The 21,282-nt window shown below is 42.6% G+C and carries 17 protein-coding genes; 4 read left to right on the forward strand and 13 right to left on the reverse strand.

The window, feature by feature from the left end:
* Positions 1-11 precede the first annotated feature (11 nt).
* The 6 genes from odhB to sdhC form a co-directional block, all read right to left on the reverse strand.
* Positions 12-1,520, reverse strand: a complete 1,509-nt coding sequence (gene odhB / locus ACMUMQ_RS00310; protein ID WP_414680066.1) for a 2-oxoglutarate dehydrogenase complex dihydrolipoyllysine-residue succinyltransferase — start codon at positions 1,518-1,520, stop codon at positions 12-14.
* A 33-nt stretch (positions 1,521-1,553) separates the two neighbouring features.
* A complete protein-coding gene (locus ACMUMQ_RS00315) occupies positions 1,554-4,391 on the reverse strand; it encodes a 2-oxoglutarate dehydrogenase E1 component (RefSeq protein ID WP_414680067.1) in 2,838 nt (945 codons plus the stop codon).
* Positions 4,392-4,759: 368 nt separating this feature from the next.
* On the reverse strand, positions 4,760-5,464 hold the full coding sequence (locus tag ACMUMQ_RS00320) for a succinate dehydrogenase iron-sulfur subunit (RefSeq protein ID WP_317003461.1): 705 nt from the start codon (positions 5,462-5,464) through the stop codon (positions 4,760-4,762).
* A gap of 12 nt (positions 5,465-5,476) precedes the next feature.
* Positions 5,477-7,249, reverse strand: a complete 1,773-nt coding sequence (gene sdhA, locus ACMUMQ_RS00325; protein ID WP_414680068.1) for a succinate dehydrogenase flavoprotein subunit — start codon at positions 7,247-7,249, stop codon at positions 5,477-5,479.
* A gap of 3 nt (positions 7,250-7,252) precedes the next feature.
* Positions 7,253-7,600: a succinate dehydrogenase, hydrophobic membrane anchor protein gene (gene sdhD, locus ACMUMQ_RS00330; RefSeq protein ID WP_414680069.1), complete on the reverse strand. Its 348-nt coding sequence runs from the start codon at positions 7,598-7,600 to the stop codon at positions 7,253-7,255.
* Positions 7,594-7,971 (reverse strand): succinate dehydrogenase, cytochrome b556 subunit, encoded by a 378-nt coding sequence (sdhC, locus tag ACMUMQ_RS00335; RefSeq protein ID WP_414680070.1) that lies wholly within the window; start codon positions 7,969-7,971, stop codon positions 7,594-7,596. The genes sdhD and sdhC overlap by 7 nt, the downstream gene beginning before the upstream one ends.
* A 572-nt stretch (positions 7,972-8,543) precedes the next feature.
* Here sdhC and gltA point away from each other — a divergent pair.
* The gene (gltA, locus tag ACMUMQ_RS00340; protein ID WP_414680071.1) at positions 8,544-9,827 is read left to right on the forward strand and encodes a citrate synthase; all 1,284 of its coding nucleotides are present in this window, start codon (positions 8,544-8,546) and stop codon (positions 9,825-9,827) included.
* An 80-nt stretch (positions 9,828-9,907) separates the two neighbouring features.
* Here gltA and ACMUMQ_RS00345 read toward each other — a convergent pair whose 3' ends face one another.
* Together ACMUMQ_RS00345 and ACMUMQ_RS00350 are read right to left on the reverse strand one after the other, a co-directional pair.
* Positions 9,908-10,135: a hypothetical protein gene (locus ACMUMQ_RS00345; protein WP_414680072.1), complete on the reverse strand. Its 228-nt coding sequence runs from the start codon at positions 10,133-10,135 to the stop codon at positions 9,908-9,910.
* On the reverse strand, positions 10,135-11,220 hold the full coding sequence (locus ACMUMQ_RS00350) for a DUF2066 domain-containing protein (RefSeq protein WP_414680073.1): 1,086 nt from the start codon (positions 11,218-11,220) through the stop codon (positions 10,135-10,137). Before ACMUMQ_RS00350 ends, ACMUMQ_RS00345 begins: the two co-directional genes overlap by 1 nt.
* Before the next feature lie 115 nt (positions 11,221-11,335).
* Between ACMUMQ_RS00350 and purM the strand changes: the two genes are divergently transcribed.
* From purM to ACMUMQ_RS00365, 3 genes are read left to right on the forward strand one after another with little or no spacing between them, the layout of a single operon-like run.
* Positions 11,336-12,394 carry a phosphoribosylformylglycinamidine cyclo-ligase gene (gene purM / locus ACMUMQ_RS00355; RefSeq protein WP_414680074.1) on the forward strand — a complete coding sequence of 353 codons (1,059 nt, stop codon included), beginning with the start codon at positions 11,336-11,338 and terminating at the stop codon, positions 12,392-12,394.
* Positions 12,391-13,044, forward strand: a complete 654-nt coding sequence (gene purN / locus ACMUMQ_RS00360; RefSeq protein ID WP_414680075.1) for a phosphoribosylglycinamide formyltransferase — start codon at positions 12,391-12,393, stop codon at positions 13,042-13,044. Before purM ends, purN begins: the two co-directional genes overlap by 4 nt.
* A gap of 55 nt (positions 13,045-13,099) precedes the next feature.
* Positions 13,100-13,774, forward strand: coding sequence for a DUF3108 domain-containing protein (locus ACMUMQ_RS00365; protein WP_414680076.1), 675 nt, complete (start codon positions 13,100-13,102; stop codon positions 13,772-13,774).
* A gap of 28 nt (positions 13,775-13,802) precedes the next feature.
* On the opposite strand, the gene mobA is transcribed toward ACMUMQ_RS00365, so the two are convergent.
* From mobA to nirB, 5 genes are all read right to left on the reverse strand, one after another.
* Entirely contained in the window at positions 13,803-14,378 is a 576-nt protein-coding gene (mobA, locus tag ACMUMQ_RS00370; RefSeq protein WP_414680077.1) for a molybdenum cofactor guanylyltransferase, read from the reverse strand.
* Positions 14,379-14,388: 10 nt separating this feature from the next.
* Positions 14,389-15,387, reverse strand: a complete 999-nt coding sequence (locus ACMUMQ_RS00375) for a glycosyl transferase family protein (protein WP_414680078.1) — start codon at positions 15,385-15,387, stop codon at positions 14,389-14,391.
* Positions 15,384-18,059 (reverse strand): nitrate reductase, encoded by a 2,676-nt coding sequence (locus tag ACMUMQ_RS00380; protein ID WP_414680079.1) that lies wholly within the window; start codon positions 18,057-18,059, stop codon positions 15,384-15,386. The genes ACMUMQ_RS00375 and ACMUMQ_RS00380 overlap by 4 nt, the downstream gene beginning before the upstream one ends.
* A gap of 287 nt (positions 18,060-18,346) precedes the next feature.
* The gene (nirD, locus tag ACMUMQ_RS00385) at positions 18,347-18,682 is read right to left on the reverse strand and encodes a nitrite reductase small subunit NirD (protein ID WP_317003443.1); all 336 of its coding nucleotides are present in this window, start codon (positions 18,680-18,682) and stop codon (positions 18,347-18,349) included.
* A 4-nt stretch (positions 18,683-18,686) separates the two neighbouring features.
* Positions 18,687-21,245: a nitrite reductase large subunit NirB gene (nirB, locus tag ACMUMQ_RS00390; protein WP_414680080.1), complete on the reverse strand. Its 2,559-nt coding sequence runs from the start codon at positions 21,243-21,245 to the stop codon at positions 18,687-18,689.
* Positions 21,246-21,282 lie beyond the last annotated feature (37 nt).

The raw sequence follows: 21,282 nt of genomic DNA on the forward strand, positions 1-21,282 counted from the left end.
ATTTCAAGCACTTAGATCTCAAGCAACAGACGCGCTGGATCTTCTAGCAAGTCTTTAATTGTTACCAAGAACTGCACAGCTTCTTTACCATCGATCATACGGTGGTCATAAGAAAGTGCTAAGTACATCATAGGCTGGATAACAACCTGACCATTTACAGCCATTGGACGTTCTTGGATTTTATGCATACCCAAGATTGCTGTTTGAGGCGGGTTGATGATAGGAGTCGACATCAAAGAACCAAAAGTACCACCATTAGTAATAGTGAAAGTACCGCCTTGCATGTCATCCATACCCAATTTGCCATCACGACCACGAAGTGCGAAGTCCATGATAGTTGATTCAATATCAGCCAAGCCCATTGCTTCTGTGTTACGCAATACTGGAACCATCAAACCACGGTCAGTAGAAACAGCAACACCAATATCTTGGTAGCCATGGTAAACCATGTCATTACCATCGATTGAAGCGTTAACTGCTGGGAAGCGTTTAAGAGCTTCTGTTGCCGCTTTTACAAAGAAAGACATGAAACCAAGCTTAGTGCCATTGTGAGTCTTCATGAATTGATCTTTGTATTTCTTACGGATCTCCATGATTGGTCCCATGTTAACTTCGTTGTACGTTGTTAACATAGCTGCTGTTTGTTGCGCTTCAACAAGACGCTTCGCAATCGTCGCACGTAGACGAGTCATTGGTACGCGTTTTTCAACACGACCATCTGCACCCAAGGCTGGCATCGCCGCTGCTGGTGCAGCTGCTTTTGCTGCTGGAGCAGCAGCTGGTTTCGCTTTTACTGCAGCATCAACATCTTCTTTCGTGATGCGACCGCCTTTACCAGTGCCTTTTACTTGGGCTGCTGTTAAACCAGCTTCTGCCAAGGCTTTACGAGCAGCAGGACCAGCAACGCCATCTTCATCACTTTCTTCTGTAGCGCTAGCTGGTGCTGCAGCTTCTGGTGCTGCCGCCGAGCCAGATGCGCCTACTAGGAAGTTTGCTAACACTTCATCACTTAAGACAGTGTCGCCTTCCGCTTTCAAAATATCGCCAATCACACCATCTGCAGGTGCAACGACTTCAAGTACAACTTTATCTGTCTCGATATCAACAATATGTTCATCACGAGTACATGCTTCACCTGGCTGTTTGTGCCAAGCAGCAACAGAACCTTCTGCAACAGATTCTGGGAAAGTTGGTGCTTTAATTTGTACAGACTCTTGCACTGCTGCTGGAGCCGCAGCAGCAGGTGCCGCCGCTTTTTCCGCTGGTGCAGCAGAAGCTGCTGCGCCAGATTCAAATACAGCTAAGACTTCATCACTAAGGACAACGTCACCTTCTGCTTTCAAAACTTCCTTTAATACACCATCAGCAGGTGCAACGACTTCCAAGACAACTTTATCTGTCTCGATGTCTACGATGTGCTCATCACGTGCACAGGCTTCGCCTGGCTGCTTGTACCAAGTAGCAACGGTTCCGTCGGCTACAGATTCTGGAAAAGTAGGTGCTTTAATTTCAATGCTCATTTTATACCCTTATCTCTCTGACAGGCTATGGTACTAACCAACTAGTGCGTCGTTGACCAGTGCTTCTTGTTCTTCAACATGGATAGACATGTAACCCGCTGCAGGAGCAGCAGAAGAAATTCGACCCGCAAAACGGATTTTCAATTCAGGATACAGTTTTTCCAATACTCGATTCATGCGGTGACGATTGGCATGCCAAGCACCTTGGTTTTTCGGCTCTTCTTGACACCAAACCAAGCTCTCAACATTTTTGTATTGTTCCAACACAGACTCAAGGTCAGCGTATGGGAACGGATACAATTGCTCCAAGCGAACCACGGCAACATCCTCTTTTTGTAGCTCTTCACGACGGTTGATCAAGTCGTAATAAACTTTACCGCTACAAAGGACAATGCGTTTTACTTTATCCGCAGTAACAGTTTCAGAAGATTCAGGTAATACCGTTTTGAAACTTCCTTCCGCCAATTCTTCTAATGTCGAAATTGCTTGCTTGTGACGCAACAAACTCTTAGGCGACATAATGATAAGCGGACGACGCATAGGTCGAATCGCTTGACGACGGATGATATGGAAGATTTGTGACGGCGTAGTCGGAACACAAACTTGAATATTGTATTCTGCACAAAGCTGCAGAAAACGCTCTAGTCGTGCTGACGAATGCTCTGGGCCTTGACCTTCATAACCGTGCGGTAACAACATAGTCAGACCACATAAGCGGCCCCATTTATGTTCACCACTTGTAATAAATTGGTCGATAACAACTTGCGCGCCATTGGCAAAGTCACCAAATTGCGCTTCCCAAATAACCAAACCTTTTGGAGAAGTGCTCGCATAACCATATTCGAATGCTAATACTGCTTCTTCTGACAGGTAAGAATCATAAAGATCTAACGTAGGTTGATCATCAGACAAATGTTTTAAAGGAATGTAAGTGCTGCCGTCTTTTTGACTATGAATAACTGCATGACGGTGAGAGAAAGTACCACGACCAGAATCCTGACCTGTGATACGGATTGGGTAATCCTGCTCAAGCAAAGTTGCGAAAGCCAAGGTCTCTGCATAACCCCAGTTTAGAGGCAATGCACCAGCTGTCATTTTATCGCGGTCTTGGTAGATTTTCTGAACCTGACGCTGAACCACTACACCATCAGGAATAACGGTTAATTTCTTAGCCACTTCCTGAAGTTTTGCTAATGGATAAGTCGTATCACCAGCATCTGTCCATTCAACACCAAGGTAAGGCTTCCAATCTACGAAAGAACCTGTTTGAGATTCTAAAACAAGGCTTTTCGCTACATGGCGACCGTTATCCAAATCTTCTCTGTTTTCGCTTACTAATTGGTCTGCTTTTTCTTTTGAAACAACAGATTCATTAATCAAACGCTCAGCATATAAAGTACGAGTCGTTTTTAGCTTACTAATTACGCTGTACATTAATGGCTGTGTACCAGAAGGCTCATCGGTCTCGTTATGTCCACGACGACGGTAACAAACCATATCGATAACGACGTCTCGACCAAACTCATAACGGTAATCAAGTGCCAACTGAGTAACAAACAACACCGCTTCTGGATCATCACCGTTTACATGGAAGATTGGCGCTTGAATAATCTTAGCAACATCCGTTGCATATTCAGTAGAACGCGAGTCTTCTTGACGGTTTGTTGTGAAACCAACTTGGTTATTGATAACAATATGAACCGTACCACCAGTACGATAAGCGCGAGTTTGAGACATCTGGAATGTCTCCATCACAACACCTTGCCCTGCAAAAGCGGCATCACCGTGGATAGAGATAGGCACCACTGTTTTACCTGATGTGTCTTTACGACGGTCTTGACGGGCACGTACAGACCCTTCAACAACAGGAGAAACGATTTCAAGGTGAGATGGGTTGAATGACAAAGCGATATGAACTTCACCACCAGACGTCATTACATTAGATGAAAAACCTTGGTGGTATTTAACGTCACCAGATGTATTAACAAGCTTCTTACCTTCAAACTCGTCAAACAAATCTTTCGGGTTTTTACCTAAAGTATTCACCAAGACGTTAAGACGACCACGGTGAGCCATGCCGATAACAACTTCTTTCGCTCCAAGTGAGCCAGAACGCTGTATCAATTCATTAACCATTGGGATTAAGCTTTCGCCACCCTCAAGTCCAAAGCGCTTTGCACCAGGGTAACGACTAGCAAGATATTTCTCTAAGCCTTCCGCTGCGGTTAAACGCTCTAGTAGGCTTTCACGAGTTTCTTGGGAATACTCAGGACGGGATCTAACAGATTCAACACGTTGTTGTAACCACGCTTTCTCTTGCGTATCAACAATGTGCATAAACTCATAACCAATACTATTGCAGTAGGTTTTTTCGAGGTCAGATATTATGTCACCTAACTTCATTGATTCTTTGTTGAAAAACAAAGAGCCAACATTAAATTCAGTGTCTAAATCGGCACCTGTTAATTGATGGTAACCCAGATCTAGATCTGCAACTTTCTCACGTTTCTGTAATCCAAGTGGATCAAGTGTTGCGTGTTGATGCCCACGTACTCGATAAGCATTAATCAATTGCAAAACATTAATTTGTTTTTGCTCATGGTCAGATGTCGCAACCGTACCTGAAGAAACAGGCATAGAGCGAAATTTATTCTTACCAATTTGTAAAAACTGCTCTTGAATCACGGAGTGAGGAAGATCAGTTGATTGCGCTTCGCTTATACGAGGCAATTGATCAAAACATTTGCGCCATTCTTCCGATACCGAGTTCGGATCGACGAGGTAGCTTTCAAAAAGCCCTTCGACATATTCCAGGTTTCCACCTGAGAAATGAGAAGTACTCCACAGCAACTCCATTAAACTTTCGTGCATTCTCGATCACCCTTATGTTCGAGCCAGCCACCGGGGTCCCGGCATCAACCTATTATTAAGATCAATCAATTAATCAGGCCCGTAAGGCTATAAAGCCTCGATTTTTTTGTTTATTTACAGCTACTTTTGCCCTTCACGATCAATACTAAACGATTAAGAGTAGTTCAATAAAGAAAACTCTGAATCCATCATCACAAAGTTAATCGTTTTTCTTTGTACATCCGTGTGCGCAAAGGTCAAATTTTAAATTCTTTTTATTACATTTTCTATTGCTAGAGCATGCAAAAATGGCGGCATTGAACATTTATCCAAGCCGCCTACTTTTTAGTGGTCACATAAAGTTGAAGAAAAGACCACACAGAGCATTATTAAGTTGCTCTCTGTAAAAGCATGGTACGAATATTACCAATTGCTTTAGTCGGGTTCAGACCTTTCGGGCAAACATTGACACAATTCATAATACCGTGGCAACGGAAAACGCTAAACGGATCATCTAGATCACCAAGGCGTTCTTGTGTTGCTGTATCTCGGCTATCTGCCAAAAAGCGATATGCCTGCAATAAACCAGATGGACCAACAAACTTATCTGGGTTCCACCAGAAAGACGGACAAGCTGTTGAACAACATGCACATAAGATACATTCATAAAGGCCATCAAGTTTTTCACGCTCTTCCGGGCTTTGCAAGCGTTCAATCGCAGGAGCCGGCGCATCATTGATCAAATATGGACGAATTTTCTCATATTGCTTGTAGAATTGCGCCATATCGATAACCAAGTCACGCACAACTGGCAAACCTGGAAGCGGACGAAGAACCAACTTACCATTTTTTACAGCTTCAGAAACCGGTGTAATACAAGCAAGACCATTCTTACCAGACATGTTCATACCATCTGAACCACACACACCTTCACGGCATGAACGACGGTAAGAAATACTAGGGTCTTGTGCTTTCAACAAGTTTAAAACATCAAGCACCATAAGGTCTTTACCTTCAGGCAAAGCAACCTCGTAATCCTGCATGTAAGGAGCGTCGTCTTTCTCAGGATTGTAGCGATAAATACTAACTAACATTGACATAACTCCTTAGTACGAACGAACTTTAGGTGGGAAAGCTTCCATTGTTTTAGGCGCAAAGTTTACATCACGCTTAGTCACTTTCTTATCTACTGGATGGAATAAAGAGTGCTTCAGCCAATTCTCATCGTCACGTTCTGTAAAGTCATTACGCGCATGGGCACCACGACTTTCTTTACGGAATTCAGCAGGAACAGCGGTAGCTTCTGCAACTTCTAACAAGTTTTCAAGTTCAAGAGCTTCAATACGAGCTGTGTTGAAAGCTTGACTCTTATCTTCAAGGTGTAAATTTTCAACACGCTGACGAATCTCTTGCAGTTGAGCAAGACCTTTTTGCATTGCATCGCCATCACGGAATACACCGAAATAAAGCTGCATAACGCGTTGAAGATCTTCACGAACTTTAGCAACACTCTCACCGCCAGTTGTCGTATTTAGGCGATTCAAACGAGCCATTGCTGTTTCAATGTCTGTCTCACTCGCATCCAAAGAATCAAAACCTTCATCCAAAGATTTCTTAACGTGAAGACCAACAGCGCGACCAAATACAACCAAGTCAAGCAATGAGTTACCACCAAGACGGTTAGCACCATGCACAGATACACAAGCCGCTTCACCACAAGCATAAAGACCGTCGATAATAACGTCTTCGCCAGCTTCATTCTGTTTAATCGCTTGACCACCAACATTTGTTGGAATACCACCCATCATATAGTGACAAGTAGGAATAACTGGAATTGGCTCTTTCACTGGGTCAACGTGTGCGAAAGTACGAGACAACTCTAGGATACCTGGAAGACGCTTATTAAGAGTCTCTTCACCCAAGTGATCTAGTTTCAATAGAACGTGATCACCATCTGGGCCACAACCGCGACCTTCTAGAATCTCAAGAACCATAGAACGCGCTACAACATCACGGCCAGCAAGGTCTTTTGCGTTTGGAGCATAACGCTCCATGAAGCGTTCGCCGTCTTTATTGATCAGGTAACCACCTTCACCACGACAACCTTCTGTTACCAATGTACCAGCACCATAAATACCAGTTGGGTGGAACTGCCACATTTCCATATCTTGCATTGGGAAACCAGCACGCAATGCCATACCAACACCGTCACCTGTATTGATGTGCGCATTGGTTGTAGACTGGAAGATACGACCTGCACCACCGGTTGCGATAACTGTTGCTTTCGCTTTTAGGTAAACGGTTTCACCTGTCTCGATGCAAATCGCAATAACACCAACTACTGCATCTTCTTTGTTTTTAACAAGATCGGTTGCATACCACTCGTTAAAGAATGTTGTGCCGCCTTTTAAGTTACCTTGATAAAGAGTATGCAATAAAGCATGACCTGTACGGTCAGCAGCAGCACAAGTACGAGCCGCCTGACCACCTTTACCAAAATCTTTAGACTGACCACCAAATGGACGCTGATAAATACGACCTTGTTCTGTACGAGAGAACGGAAGCCCCATATGCTCCAATTCAAAAACTGCCTGTGGACCAACTGAACACATATATTCAATTGCATCCTGATCACCAATATAGTCTGACCCCTTTACGGTGTCATACATGTGCCAGCGCCAATCATCATTTGGATCGTCACTTGCAATTGCACAAGTAATACCGCCCTGCGCAGAAACTGTGTGTGAACGAGTTGGAAATACTTTAGTAACACAAGCTGTATTTAAACCAGACTCAGTAAGCTGAAGTGCAGCACGCATGCCTGCACCACCACCGCCAATAACAATGGCATCAAAAGAAATAGTACGAATATTCGCCATTACTTATAGTCCCCAAATAACCTGAACGCCCCATACGATATAGACGAACATCGCAAGGCCACATATAGATTGAAAGAAAAAACGTGCACCAGTGGCTTTAATATAGTCCGTAGAAATAGACCACAAACCAATCCATGAGTGAACACCAATCGACAAAAGAACCATCAAACTAAAAATACGCATCCATGTTGCTTCATACAAAGCACTCCACTGGTCGTATGTAAGATCTGGGTTCAGCAATAAATAACCAATAATGAATACTGTATATAGAGATAAGACAACGGCAGAGATTCTCTGCATCATCCAATCATAAAGTCCAGAACGGCCAAAACTTGTAATCTGAGTTACCATATCCACACTCCTGCTAGCACGATCAAAATCGCGGCAATTGCTAAATTAGCGACAGCAGCATTGCGTCCACTCTCCAACTCTTCAAAATGCCCCAAATCCATAAACAAATGTTTCACTCCTGCCACAAGGTGATACATTAATGCAGAGACAACACCCCAAATAATGAATTTCGCAAGAAAACTTGTCTGAAAAACATTCACCACTTGGTCAAAACCTTCCTGTGACTGCAAAGAAAGGTCAAACGCATAAAACAAGAAAACCAAACCCACAAAAAGAATGATTCCTGTTATGCGGTGAAGAATAGAAACGACTGCTGTGACTGGCATTGATATTGTAGAAATATCAAGGTTGACTGGTCTTTTTTTATTCACGACATTTACACCATCTTAACGATTGAATGGTCAATCACGACCCAATATCTATATGTACTGCACTCACTACAAATATGCAGAGAGCACCAAAGCACATCATAGGCCTGCTTTGAAAATCTCATCGATTTGCAAACGACTTTCTAAAAGCGACTCTCTTTTATTAGTTTACGTCAGCAAATCAATGAAATCATCGGGACGGCAATTATAGACCAGTGAAAAATACTAAGACAAATAGACTGAACAAGAGGTTTTCAATGATCACCATTCATCAAATGAATGTAGGCATAAGCCGAAACAATAATGGTATAAAATTACATAAAATAAACAAATATATATCACTTTAATTTTCTTTGTAATCAATAAGATAAAGTCAAATCCATATAGAAATAGAAAAAGACCTTATCGCAATTTTGTCATATAATTACGAAATATGTCTCTACAATGTAAATACTGTGTAAGTGAACAAGATTGACTTTTATAGTGTAGAAACAGTATTTTTTGCGCACCTTCTGGGCCAGGAGAGTCAAATTAAGACCCCTTAGCCCCGGACCAGAATACGAAGGAGACCATAAATGGCTGATAAAAAAGCAACACTCAAAGTGGATGGGATCGATAAAACTATCGAACTTCCTGTTCTTTCAGGTACTTTAGGCACAGACGTTATTGATGTTCGTGGCTTAGGTGCTAACGGTGTATTCACCTATGATCCAGGCTTTATGTCTACTGGCTCTTGCGAATCATCTATTACTTACATAGACGGTGAAGCGGGAATTCTTTTGCATCGCGGCTATCCAATTGCCCAGCTTGCTGAACATTCAGATTACTTAGAAACTTGTTACCTACTTCTTTACGGAGAACTACCGGATAAGAAGCAAAAAGAAGAATTTGATGCCATGGTCAACAAACACACCATGGTTAACCAATCCATGCACAAATTCATTGATGGCTTCAGAAATGACGCTCACCCAATGGCAATCATGTGTGGTCTTGTAGGTGCGTTATCTGCTTTCTACCAAGACAACATGGATATCAACGATCCTAAGCACCGTGAAATTGCAGCATTTCGCTTAATTTCAAAAATGCCAACATTGGCTTCTATTTGCTACAAGTACTCAAAAGATCAGCCAGTTATGTACCCACGTAACGACCTATCTTACGCTGAGAACTTCTTGTACATGATGTTTGCTACACCTTGCGAAGACTACAAAGTTAACCCTGTATTCGCTAAAGCAATGGACCGTATCTTCATCTTACATGCTGATCACGAGCAAAATGCATCTACATCCACTGTTCGCCTAGCAGGCTCATCTGGCGCCAACCCATTTGCTTGTATTGCCGCAGGTATTGCAACACTTTGGGGACCAGCTCACGGCGGTGCTAACGAAGCCGTATTGACAATGCTTGAAGAAATTGGTGATGTTGAGAACATTGACGAATTTATCGCCAAAGCAAAAGACAAAAACGATCCATTCCGCCTAATGGGCTTCGGACACCGTGTTTACAAAAACTTCGACCCTCGCGCTAAAGTAATGCGTGAAACGTGTGACGAAGTATTAGCTGAACTTGGCATGTCTGACGATCCATTATTGAAAATCGCAAAACGCCTAGAGCAAATCGCTCTTGAAGATCCATACTTTGTAGAGCGTAAGCTTTATCCAAACGTGGACTTCTACTCAGGCATCATCATGAAAGCGATCGGAATCCCAACAAGTATGTTCACAGTAATTTTTGCTATGTCTCGTACAATTGGTTGGATTTCACACTGGAATGAAATGATTTCTGGACCTTACAAGATTGGCCGTCCACGTCAATTATATGTGGGTCAACCACAAAGAGATTACCCTACTGACAAGTAGTAATCTTTGATAGATACAAAAATCGCGCTTATAGCGCGATTTTTTTTGCTTAAATCTAAAGTCAGAAGAAGATCAGAAGATCATTCATCTTCTTCCACTATTTCTGTAATCGTCTTTTGACCGCATTTTACGCAGTCACCTTCTATCCAAACCCGCTCTAGTGTTTCGAACTCTTTAGGGTTAATCATGCCTAAATCCACTTCACCACAAGCATTACACCAAGTCTGAGACAAAAAGTCTTTTTGCTCTTCTGCTGATCGTGCGTAAAAATCTCGCTCTACGGCTTGATCATTTGATAAATCTGTCATTATTTCGCTCCACTGTATTGATAAGAAACCACGCGATTTGCATCAGGGTCTAATGCGTTTAATGGCACACTTACTAGCAAGTGACTCAATGAAATAGAATTAAAAAGTTTTTGCTTATCCCCATCGATTTCAACTGAAAACTCAACTTTTTCACCATCAACCTGCACTAAATCCACGTTTCTTACCACACCGATTGTTTCTAAATAGGATTGAGTTCTCTTCATAACATTGTAACTTGTTACGCCCGTTACTTGGATGTTTAGCTTATTAACTGAATTGCTATTGCGAACAGAGGCATACCGAGAAGAAAACACTTTTGCCAGCTGAGTACTTGCTTGCTCAACAACATCATCAGGCGTCTCACCACTTAAAACAAAACGCTCTGTTTCTCCATTTTTAAACAGTACCAATAAGCTTCCGCCCACATGCCCTACGTAACTACTCACTCTCAAAGCGGCGACTGCATCAGTCTGGTATCGCTTACTAGCACTCGTAATCGTATCTTCAAAAAAGCCCCAAATATCTGCCGCACTAATATTACTTCTGTCCGTGTCATCCAACAAAGGAGCATAAATAGGCACACCAACCATATTGGAAAAATACGCAAACTGATTAAGGACACTAGAAGGTGATTTCGAACCTGATAACGCTCGAACACCATTATTATCGTTTGCTACCCAAACCAAAACGGAAGGACGATTATCTCCCCAAACCGGTAAATTGTTTTGCGATAAAAAGCTATCAATAGATGCTTGATAAAACGTCACCTTAACTTGCTTGCCCGGAACCAAGCCATTATCAGACGGAAGCAGTTCGCTCAAAGATGCCACCGAATGTTGAGCCACCCAAATCGAAGCATTTTTCTTAGCCTGCGCCAACACATCGCCAGTAATTGCAGCTCTATCGCCAGAGACTTTAATTAATACTCTTTCTGCAGCCAAACCAAATGCTTCATTTAACATTCTCGACTCAGATTGAGTAACAGGTAAATTGATTTCAGCGTCATAAAGCCCCTTCACAGTAACCGCTTGAACAAATGAAACTGAAAAAACACTAATAAGTAATAATAAAATACGAAAATTCATAGCCCTTCCTTCGTTTATTTGTCTATTCTACTGCCATAATGATAAAGAACCATAGCCCTAATGCGTCACTATGCTAAAATGCATTTTTTCCTCGTACCATGATAAGGCATAGGCAATGACCAAGTCAGATAAACCATCAATTAGTTACAAAGACGCTGGCGTAGATATCAACGCAGGTAACCAACTTGTTGAACGCATCAAAGGCGTAAGCAAAAAAACTCGTCGACCTGAAGTTATGGGCGGTTTAGGCGGTTTTGGCGCTTTAACACGTCTTCCAACAAAATATAAAAATCCAATTCTTGTTTCTGGCACAGACGGCGTAGGCACCAAGCTTCGTCTAGCGATGGATTTAAATCAACACGATACTATTGGTATCGACTTGGTTGCCATGTGTGTTAACGATCTTGTGGTTGCGGGCGCAGAGCCATTACTTTTCCTTGATTACTATGCAACAGGCAAACTAGACATTGATGTTGCTGCAAATGTTGTTACAGGCATAGGTGAAGGTTGTTTACAAGCTGGCTGTGCATTAGTTGGCGGCGAAACAGCTGAAATGCCAGGCATGTATCATGATGGCGATTACGATTTAGCAGGGTTCTGTGTTGGCGTTGTTGAAGAAGACAGCATCATCGATGGCAGCAAAGTAAAGTCTGGCGACACATTAATCGCGCTAGGTTCATCTGGCCCCCATTCCAACGGTTACTCTCTTATCCGTAAAATTTTAGAAGTGAACAACGCTGATCTAACACAAACCATTGATGGCGTAGTATTAAAAGATGCCTTGATGGCACCAACTCGCATCTATGTGAAATCTATCCTGAAACTTATGGAAAGCATTTCTGTTAATGCTCTAGCCCACATCACAGGTGGCGGCTTATTAGAAAACATTCCTCGCGTACTTCCAGAAGACGCTGCAGCTAAAATCGATGCAACTAGCTGGAAACGCCCTGCTGTATTTGATTGGTTGCAAGAGCAAGGTAATGTTGAGCAAGAAGAAATGTATCGCGTACTAAACTGTGGCGTCGGCATGGTTCTCGCTATTGATGCAGATAAAGCAGAACAAGCACTTTCTATCTTAAAAGCAGAAGGTGAAGAAGCTTGGATCATTGGTGAAATTTGCCCACGTGATAATGGAAAGGACGTGCTTATCTCTGATCTAGAGACTGAAGCATGAGCTACCCTATCGTTGTCTTGATTTCTGGCAGCGGCAGCAACTTGCAAGCTTTGATTGATCAAAGCTTGCAAGGTAAATTAAATATCAATATCTGTGCTGTTATCAGTAACAAAGCAGATGCTTATGGATTAGAGCGCGCTAAATCAGCAGGCATTGCCACTCACGCCCTGAGCCATAAGTCTTTTGATAGCCGCGAAGAATTCGATGCAGAATTACAAAAAATCATCGATCAGTATCAACCAAAGCTTGTTGTACTCGCTGGATTCATGCGTATTCTCACTGAAACTTTTACGAAACATTTTGAAGGTAGAATGTTAAACATTCATCCATCATTGTTGCCTAAATATAAAGGATTGAATACGCACCAAAGAGCCATTGACGCAAAAGAAGCAGAACATGGAGTTTCTGTGCATTTTGTTAGCTCAGAGCTTGATGCTGGCGCGGTAATACTCCAAGCTAGTACCAAAATAGAAAACGACGAAACAGCAGACACTCTGGCAACCAAGGTTCATTCACTAGAACACATCATCTACCCACTAGCGGTAAAATGGTTCAGTGAGAACAGGCTAAGCTATGATAACGGCCAAGCTATTTTAGATGGCAAGGTCATTCCAGAATGCGGTATTCGTTATCATCAAGAATTGATATAAACAGGGAGAAAGAATGATCACTCGTAAAATTTCAATCTATATAATTGGCCTTTTTATGAGTGTTCTTTCTACCACTATCTTCTCTTCTGAGGCAGCCAACGATGCCTTTCTTTTACCTTATTCTGCTACCTACAGCACCATTTGGAAAAAAGGCATCAGCCTCAAAGTAGAAGGGACACAAACCTTATCAAAAAAATCCAATAACCTTTGGCAGTTTGTGTTTTCAGCCGACAATATGTTTGCCTCACTGAATGAAGTTTCCAATTTTTACGTCGAAAACCACCAAATAATCCCAACAAAATATCAATACAAAAGTGTCGCACTTGGTAAAAAGCGAACAGCAACGCTGACGTTTGATTGGGAAAAAATGCTGGTTCGAAACGACATAAAAGGTAAACCTTGGAATCTTGCAATCAACCCAGATACCTTAGACAAACTTTCCATACAACTGCAAATCCGACAAGATCTGAAGATAGGCAAAAGCGAGTTTGATTACCAAGTAGCCGATGGCGGCCGTATTAAAAACTGGATCTTCGAGCGCAGTAGCTTAGAAACCATAGACACCAAACTTGGCAAAGTATCGACAATTAAAGTTATTCGAACGGACAACTTAGCGAAAGGTAAACAAACTTCATTTTGGTTTGCTCCAAAATTTGACTACTTACTTGTTAAGCTAGAACACAAGGAAGATGGTGAGTCTTATCGCCTAAACATAGAATCTGTTAAATAACGCTTTCACCAATAAAATATCACCAGATTTAGAGTAAAGAATCTTGTGTGTTTACATTCAAAAAGTCGTTCTCTTTATCCCAAAATACACTCTTACAGCCAAACATCTCATAAAAAGCCATCACATTGTACTTCTCTGCCTCATCAAAAAAGCCTTTTAATTTATCTAGGGCAGATTGAACAGGCAAAATTGCATGCAATGGCTGATTACCAGACTCTCCTGCTAAATAATGAATCTTATCTGGAGATATGCGACTTGCCTCTATAAGCGCCATAAAAGCGCGCTCCGTAATACAAGGTGTATCACACGGTGAGACAAGTAAGTGAGAAGAGTCGGCACGCATCAAACAAGCCAATAAACCAGAAAGAGGCCCTTTCTCGGAATAAGCTTGATGATCCGAAACAACCTCGAAACCTAATGCTAAATATTCTTCTACATGCCGATTGGCATTCACAAAGACAGAGCCAGAAATGGACTTTAATGCACGAGCAATCGGCATGATCATAGGTTCATTCTGAAAAAGCAGAAGTCCTTTATCTTGACCTCCCATTCGAATGCCTTTTCCACCGGCCAATACGGCGCTAGATAGAGATGTAAGTGCCATAAAAGCTCGTTTAAATTAGTTTAGAAACCCAACTTTTGTCGCGTTTAGACCAGATATCATCGGCTAAGCTTAAACACTCTTCGTGAGAGGCAATTCCGAACATAAGTCCAGCAACAGAAGCAAGTGTTTGACGAACTGCTTGCTCTCCAAACTGATCCACCTGCAACCCACTCCAGTGATCCGTCAGACGAGTTAGATCTAAATTATGCTTAAGACGCTTATGTTCCTTCTCAGCCTTAGACCAACTCGTCCAACTAGCAACCCCTTTCTGCCATTTCCATAAGGTTACTTCCCTTTCTGGGTTCACCTCGGCTTCACCATTACCACCTCGAAATACCAAGACAGAGGGATCATTTAATTGCTCACAAGCTGAAATATGCAACACATCATAACCACGATGGAAGACACCATGTACACTATGATCAGCTTGAAATGGATTCATCATGCGCACCACTGTATTAACTGGCGATCGCAACCCCAATGTGTATTTCAAGTCCATCATGTCACTTAAGGTAAAATCGATACTTTCAAGAGAGATATACGCAAAACCAGTTTCATCAACCTTCTCCTTTACTTCCTGACGAGTATGGGAGATAGACAAGCCTAAACGCTTAATGGCTTCATTTACAAATATTCTTTCTTCACCTTCAAATGCATGACCATGCATCACTACCTTCTTTCCATAATTTGCCAAAGCAAGCGCAGCAAGCAAAAACCAAGGTAACTCATTACGCTTACCAGCATATGCAGGCCAATCAAGATCTACGTGAAATTCTAACGGATCTTTTTCTGATAAAAACTGACGTGTGGCCTCAGTAAACCCAACCGTTTCTTCCACTGTTTCTTCACGTATACGAATCAGCATCCAAAAAGCACCTAGCTGCTCTGGTTCAACTTTGCCATTTAAAATAAGAGACATTGCATGATCTGCCTCTTCAGTAGTCAAGCTACGAGAGCCTTTTTTACCGCGCCCTAAAATTTTCACATACTGTGTAAACGCATTACTCATGCAGAAAGCTCCGTTATGGTAGGGATAAAGTGTTTGAGTTCAGGAATACAGGAGCCACAATTTGTTCCGCATTTTAATAATGAACCGAGCTCTTCGACTGAACAAACACCATCAGTAATTGCTTGTTCTATTTGCTTTTTACCGACTTGAAAACAAGTACATATTATAGCGCCTTTATCTTCAACATTCGCTGGCAATCCGACTAATATCGCCATACGATCCAACTCAGACAAAGGTTCTTGCTCTGCTAATTTTGATTCTAACCAATCACACGAAATGGATTCAGGTGTCGGATGCAAATACGCAACAAGAGAAAGCTTTTTATCCTGAATATACGCCAGCCTAATTTGCTCTGTAACAGGGTTAGTATATTCCAGCCACTCGCCTGTTGACGCACCATTCTGATTTAACAAAGCCTGAATCGAAGACACATTTTCGCCAATTGGCCACACCACTTCGTAATGATAGCCATGCTCAGATGGCACATAACACCAATAAGTGAAATCCAGTTCTTCAAGCGGCTCTGAAGATACAACCACACCATAAGAAATATCTTTTACAGCTTCAAGTTTAACTTGCGCATGTTTCGACTCCGGCTGCCCTGACAGAGGATCAACTACTTGAGGAATAAGGTTTGACACAACAGATGCATTGGAAAATTGTTGCGTCCAATGGATTGGCGCAAAAACATTCCCCGGAGCCACGCCTCGGCTTACTTTTGCCTTCAACAAAGCTTCCCCATGCGAAGAAGTAAGGCGCACAAGCGTTTTGTCTTCAATACCAAGCACTCTTGCGTCTCTAGGATGAATTTCTACATAAGGCTGGTCAGTGTGTTTGGTTAATAAAGCCGCATCGCCTGTTCGTGTCATAGTGTGCCATTGGTCACGAACACGCCCCGTATTAAGCGTGAATGGCCATTCCTGAGAAAACTGATTAACAGGTAATTGTGGCACAATAGGAACAAATTTAGCTCGATTATCTGGCGTAAAGAATCGACCATCTTCAAACATACGAGCCGTTCCTTCTGGTCGCCCTTTTGGCACAGGCCATTGCACAGGAACTAAAGCATCGTATTCTTCTTTTGTCATTTGACTAAAGTGACCAATATCAAAATCGCGTTTGCCATTATTTTCAAAAGCCGATAACGCCGCGTGCTCAACAAAGATTTCATGAACATTGCGATAAGAAAACGCTGACTGATATCCCAAGCTTTTCGCCACTTCACAAATCGCCCACCAATCATGTTTGGCTTCACCTGGCGCTGGCAAAAGACCACGTTGGCGTGAAATTCTTCTTTCTGAATTTGTCACTGTGCCATTTTTCTCACTCCAACCTGTTGCCGGAAATAAGACATCTGCCATCGCAGTGGTATCGGTATGCGCTTTGCAATCACTGACAATAACCAACTCACACTTTTCTAATGCTCTTCTCACCTGAGCCGTATCAGGCAGACTTACCATAGGATTAGTGGACATAATCCAAACCACTTTTACCTTACCTTCTTCCATGGCTTGAAATAAGTCGACTGCTTTTAAACCGTTTTCTGTCGCCATATTTGGTGCTTGCCAAAAACGCTGAACCAAGGACTGAGCACCTGGTGTAGCGAAGTCCATGTGTGCAGCTAACTGATTCGCTAATCCGCCCACTTCTCGTCCGCCCATCGCATTCGGTTGACCTGTAATCGAAAACGGTCCAGCACCTTCCTTTCCAATTCGCCCAGTTGCTAAATGACAATTAATTATCGCATTACATTTATCGACACCCGATGAAGACTGATTCACACCTTGAGAATAAAAAGTCACCGTTTTTGCCGTTTCTGTCCACCAGCTTGCCAATAAACTTAAATCTTTTTCACTTACTCCAGAGAATTCCGCCGCTGAAGCCAAAGTCGGTGTTGACTCATTCGCCTGATTTAGAGCCTCTTTAAAACCATTGGTATGACGAGAAATAAAACCTTGATCAAGCACATTCGCCTGAACAGAGTGCTGTAACAAATAAGAGAAGATCGCCGCATCGCTGCCAGGCTTAATTCCCAAGTGCAAATCTGCAATATCACAAGTGGCCGTCTCTCTTGGATCAATCACCACCACTTTCATGTTAGGGCGTTGCTTTTTAGCTTCTGCAATACGCTGGAATAAAATTGGATGCGTCCAAGCCGCATTAGAGCCCACCATGATTAACAAATCACATAACTCTAAGTCTTCATAATTACAGGGAACAGTATCAGAGCCAAAAGCACGCTTATAGCCAACAACCGCTGACGCCATACACAATCGAGAGTTGGTATCGACATTAGCCGTTCCAATGAAACCTTTGGCTAACTTATTCGCCACATAATAATCTTCTGTCAAAATCTGCCCAGAAAGGTAAAAGCCAAAAGCATCAGGGCCATGATCCTTCACCACTTGAGCAATTTTTTCACTGACAGTCTCAACCGCTGTTTGCCAAGCAACAGACTCACCGTTCACCATAGGAGTCAATAATCTATCGTCAGATTGAATGGTTTGCGCAAGACTACTGCCTTTCACGCACAGACGACCAAAGTTAGCAGGATGATCACGATCTCCAGACACAGGCTCAACAGGGTCAGTTGCGGAATTTGGTACAGTAAAATTCACCCCGCACCCTACGCCACAATATGGACAAGTCGTTTTCTCAATTCGTGCTGTCATGATCATTCCTCAAACCCATTATCCAAAAACAAAAAAAGGCCCAACCGCTTTCCTAGAAAAGCGGTTGGGCCTCGTTGCCTTTTGTAATATCTGATTGCTTTATGTGTAAACCTTCGTCGACTTACGGTGCATCAGTTACTTTGTATAAAGCAATAACCAAGCCAATTTTGATAAAAGTCATTAAATCCATGTATTCGTTATCAATTCCCTATAAATGGACAAGTTACCTTTTACTAACACCATAAGGCTTCAAAAATATCGCACCAAAACAATGCAAAATATGCAAGCTAAGGCTCAGAAATGTACACCTCATCTCCTTCTAGTTTTGCTTTCCAGTAAGGAATTCGAACCGCGTCGTCTTCCAGACATTCTCCAGAAGACAACACAAAGTGTTGTTTATACAAAGGGCTAGCAACCGTCCAATTGCCTTGGAGGTGAGCAACCAAACCGCGAGACAAAACGTTCGCCTTGCCGAATGGATCCCAATTACCGATAGCAAACACCTTATCATCAGACTCAGGAATATAAAAAAGTGCCACTTGCTGACCATCGACCATAGCCGCTACTCCAGCACCTCTAATAAGATCACCTTGCTTACAAACTAATTTCCACTGTGATGCCATCTTATTAACCCACCTTCGCAATCAATTCTAACTTTTCTTTTTCTGTCGCCGGGCGAATTTGATCACGCTCTTCAACGAAAACAACATTGTCATCCACGCCATCATAGTTAACAAACTGACGGAATGTTTTTAGTGCTTCTGGATCTTCTAATGTTGTTTTCCACTCACACTGGAAGGTATCAACAACATAATTCATCGCCGCATCCAGCTCGTCACACATACCTAATTTATCTTCTATAACCACTTCTTTCAGATACTCTAGACCGCCTTCAAGGCCATCCATCCAAACGGAAGTTCGCTGTAGCCGATCCGCAGTTTTTGTGTAGAACATTAGTACGCGGTCAATGTATTTAATGAGTGTTTCGTCATCTAAATCAGTAGCAAATAAGTCACCGTGACGAGGCTTCATACCACCATTACCACAGACATAAAGGTTCCAACCGCCTTCTGTTGCAATAACACCAATGTCTTTACTTTGCGCTTCTGCACATTCACGAGTACAACCAGACACAGCAAATTTAATCTTATGAGGAGAGCGCAAACCTTTGTAACGGTTCTCTAAATCAACCGCCATGGTCATACTGTCATTCACACCATAACGACACCAAGTACTACCAACACAAGACTTAACAGTTCGTAATGACTTACCATAGGCTTGACCCGTCTCAAACCCCGCAGCGACTAACTTACCCCAGATTTCTGGCAATTGAGGTAAAGTCGCACCGAATAAATCAATACGCTGACCGCCTGTAATCTTGGTGTACAACTTATATTCTTTTGCTACTTCACCAAGCACAATCAATTTTTCTGGTGTGATTTCACCGCCTGGAATACGAGGAACAATAGAGTAAGTACCGTCTTTCTGCATGTTACCTAGGAAGCGGTCATTGGTGTCTTGCAGGATAATGTGTTCTTTTTTCAGAACATATTCGTTCCAAACACTGGCTAAGATAGAGCCAACCGCAGGCTTACAGATTTCACAACCATGGCCTTTGCCATGCTTTTCTAATAACTCATCAAAACTTTTGATCTTGCCAATTTTGATGATGTTATATAAGTCCTGACGCGTATAAGCAAAGTGCTCACAGATGTCTGTACTGACTTCAACCCCCAGCGCAAGCAGTTCATTGTCGACTACCTTTTTCAGCAAAGCTGCACAGCCACCACAACCCGTTCCAGCTTTTGTCACTCCTTTCACATCACCAACAGACAAAGCACCGCCACAGACAGCATCGCTGATATCTTGTTTCGATACGTTGTGACAACTACAAATTGACGCTGTCGCTGGCAAAGCATCAACACCCAATGCAGCAGGTGCGCCATCCATTGCTGGTAAGATCAAAGACTGCGCTTGTTCAGGCAGATCAATCGCATTCAAATAGTATTGCAACAAGGTATCGTAATAGCTGTTGTCACCGACTAGCACTGCGCCTAACAGTTTTTTACCGTCTTCTGAGACAACCATTTTACGGTAGCTCTGACTCAACTCATCTTGATAAACAAAAACTTTGCAGCCTTGTGAAGTGCCGTGAGCATCACCTACCGATCCCACATCACAACCAAGCAGCTTCAACTTGGTACTCATATCTGCGCCAGTAAATGACAAGCCAGCATCGCCCATCAAATGGCCTGCCGCCGCTTTCGCCATGGTATAACCTGGTGCAACTAAACCAAAGATTCGGTTATTCCAAAGCGCACACTCACCAATCGAGTAAATATCTGCATCGCTGGTTTGGCATTGGTTATTAATAGTGATACCGCCACGCTCGCCCATTTCTAGACCAGACTGTTTCGCCAATGCGTCTTGAGGTCGAATACCTGCAGAGAACAAAATCAAATCTGTTTCAAGGTGTGTGCCATCGGCAAAATTCATGCGATGGAAAGCCGCTTCTCCATCGACAATTTCTTGTGTCGCTGTGTCGGTATAAACCTTCACACCTAAGGCTTCGATCATTCCTTTCAGAACACTACCGCCCTTTTCATCCAACTGAACAGGCATAAGTCGAGGAGCAAACTCCACAACGCTGGTTTCTAACCCTAGATTTTTTAAGGCGTTCGCAGCTTCCAAACCTAACAAGCCACCACCAACAACCGTGCCACGAGTCACTTTCTTGGCACAATCTCTAATGGCATCCAAGTCTTCTAATGTACGATAAACAAAGGTGTTATCACGTTTGTGACCCGGAATTGGCGGAACAAAAGGATAAGAGCCCGTGGCCAAAACAAGCTTGTCATACGGTAATGAATCACCATTTTGCAAGAGTAGTGTTTTGGCTTCACGATCAATCTCGGTGACAAGACTGTTTGTAAAATAACGAACGCCATTGTCGTCATATAGCGTACCGTCCGTCATAGCCAAATCAGCTGCGCCTTTACCGGTAAAATACTCACTGAGATGCACACGGTCATAGGCTAAATGTGGCTCTTCACCAAATACCGTAATATGAAAAGTTTCGTGACCACCTTGGGCAATAATTTGTTCAACAAAATGGTGGCCGACCATGCCATTCCCCACTACAACAAGACGTGGTTTATTGGCCGATAGAGGTATATTAGATGTCATCGTGTTCCCCTTGCTTTTAACTAGCAACGTCTAAAAC

Source organism: Marinomonas algae (assembly GCF_047525555.1).
Taxonomy (GTDB): Bacteria; Pseudomonadota; Gammaproteobacteria; order Pseudomonadales; family Marinomonadaceae; genus Marinomonas.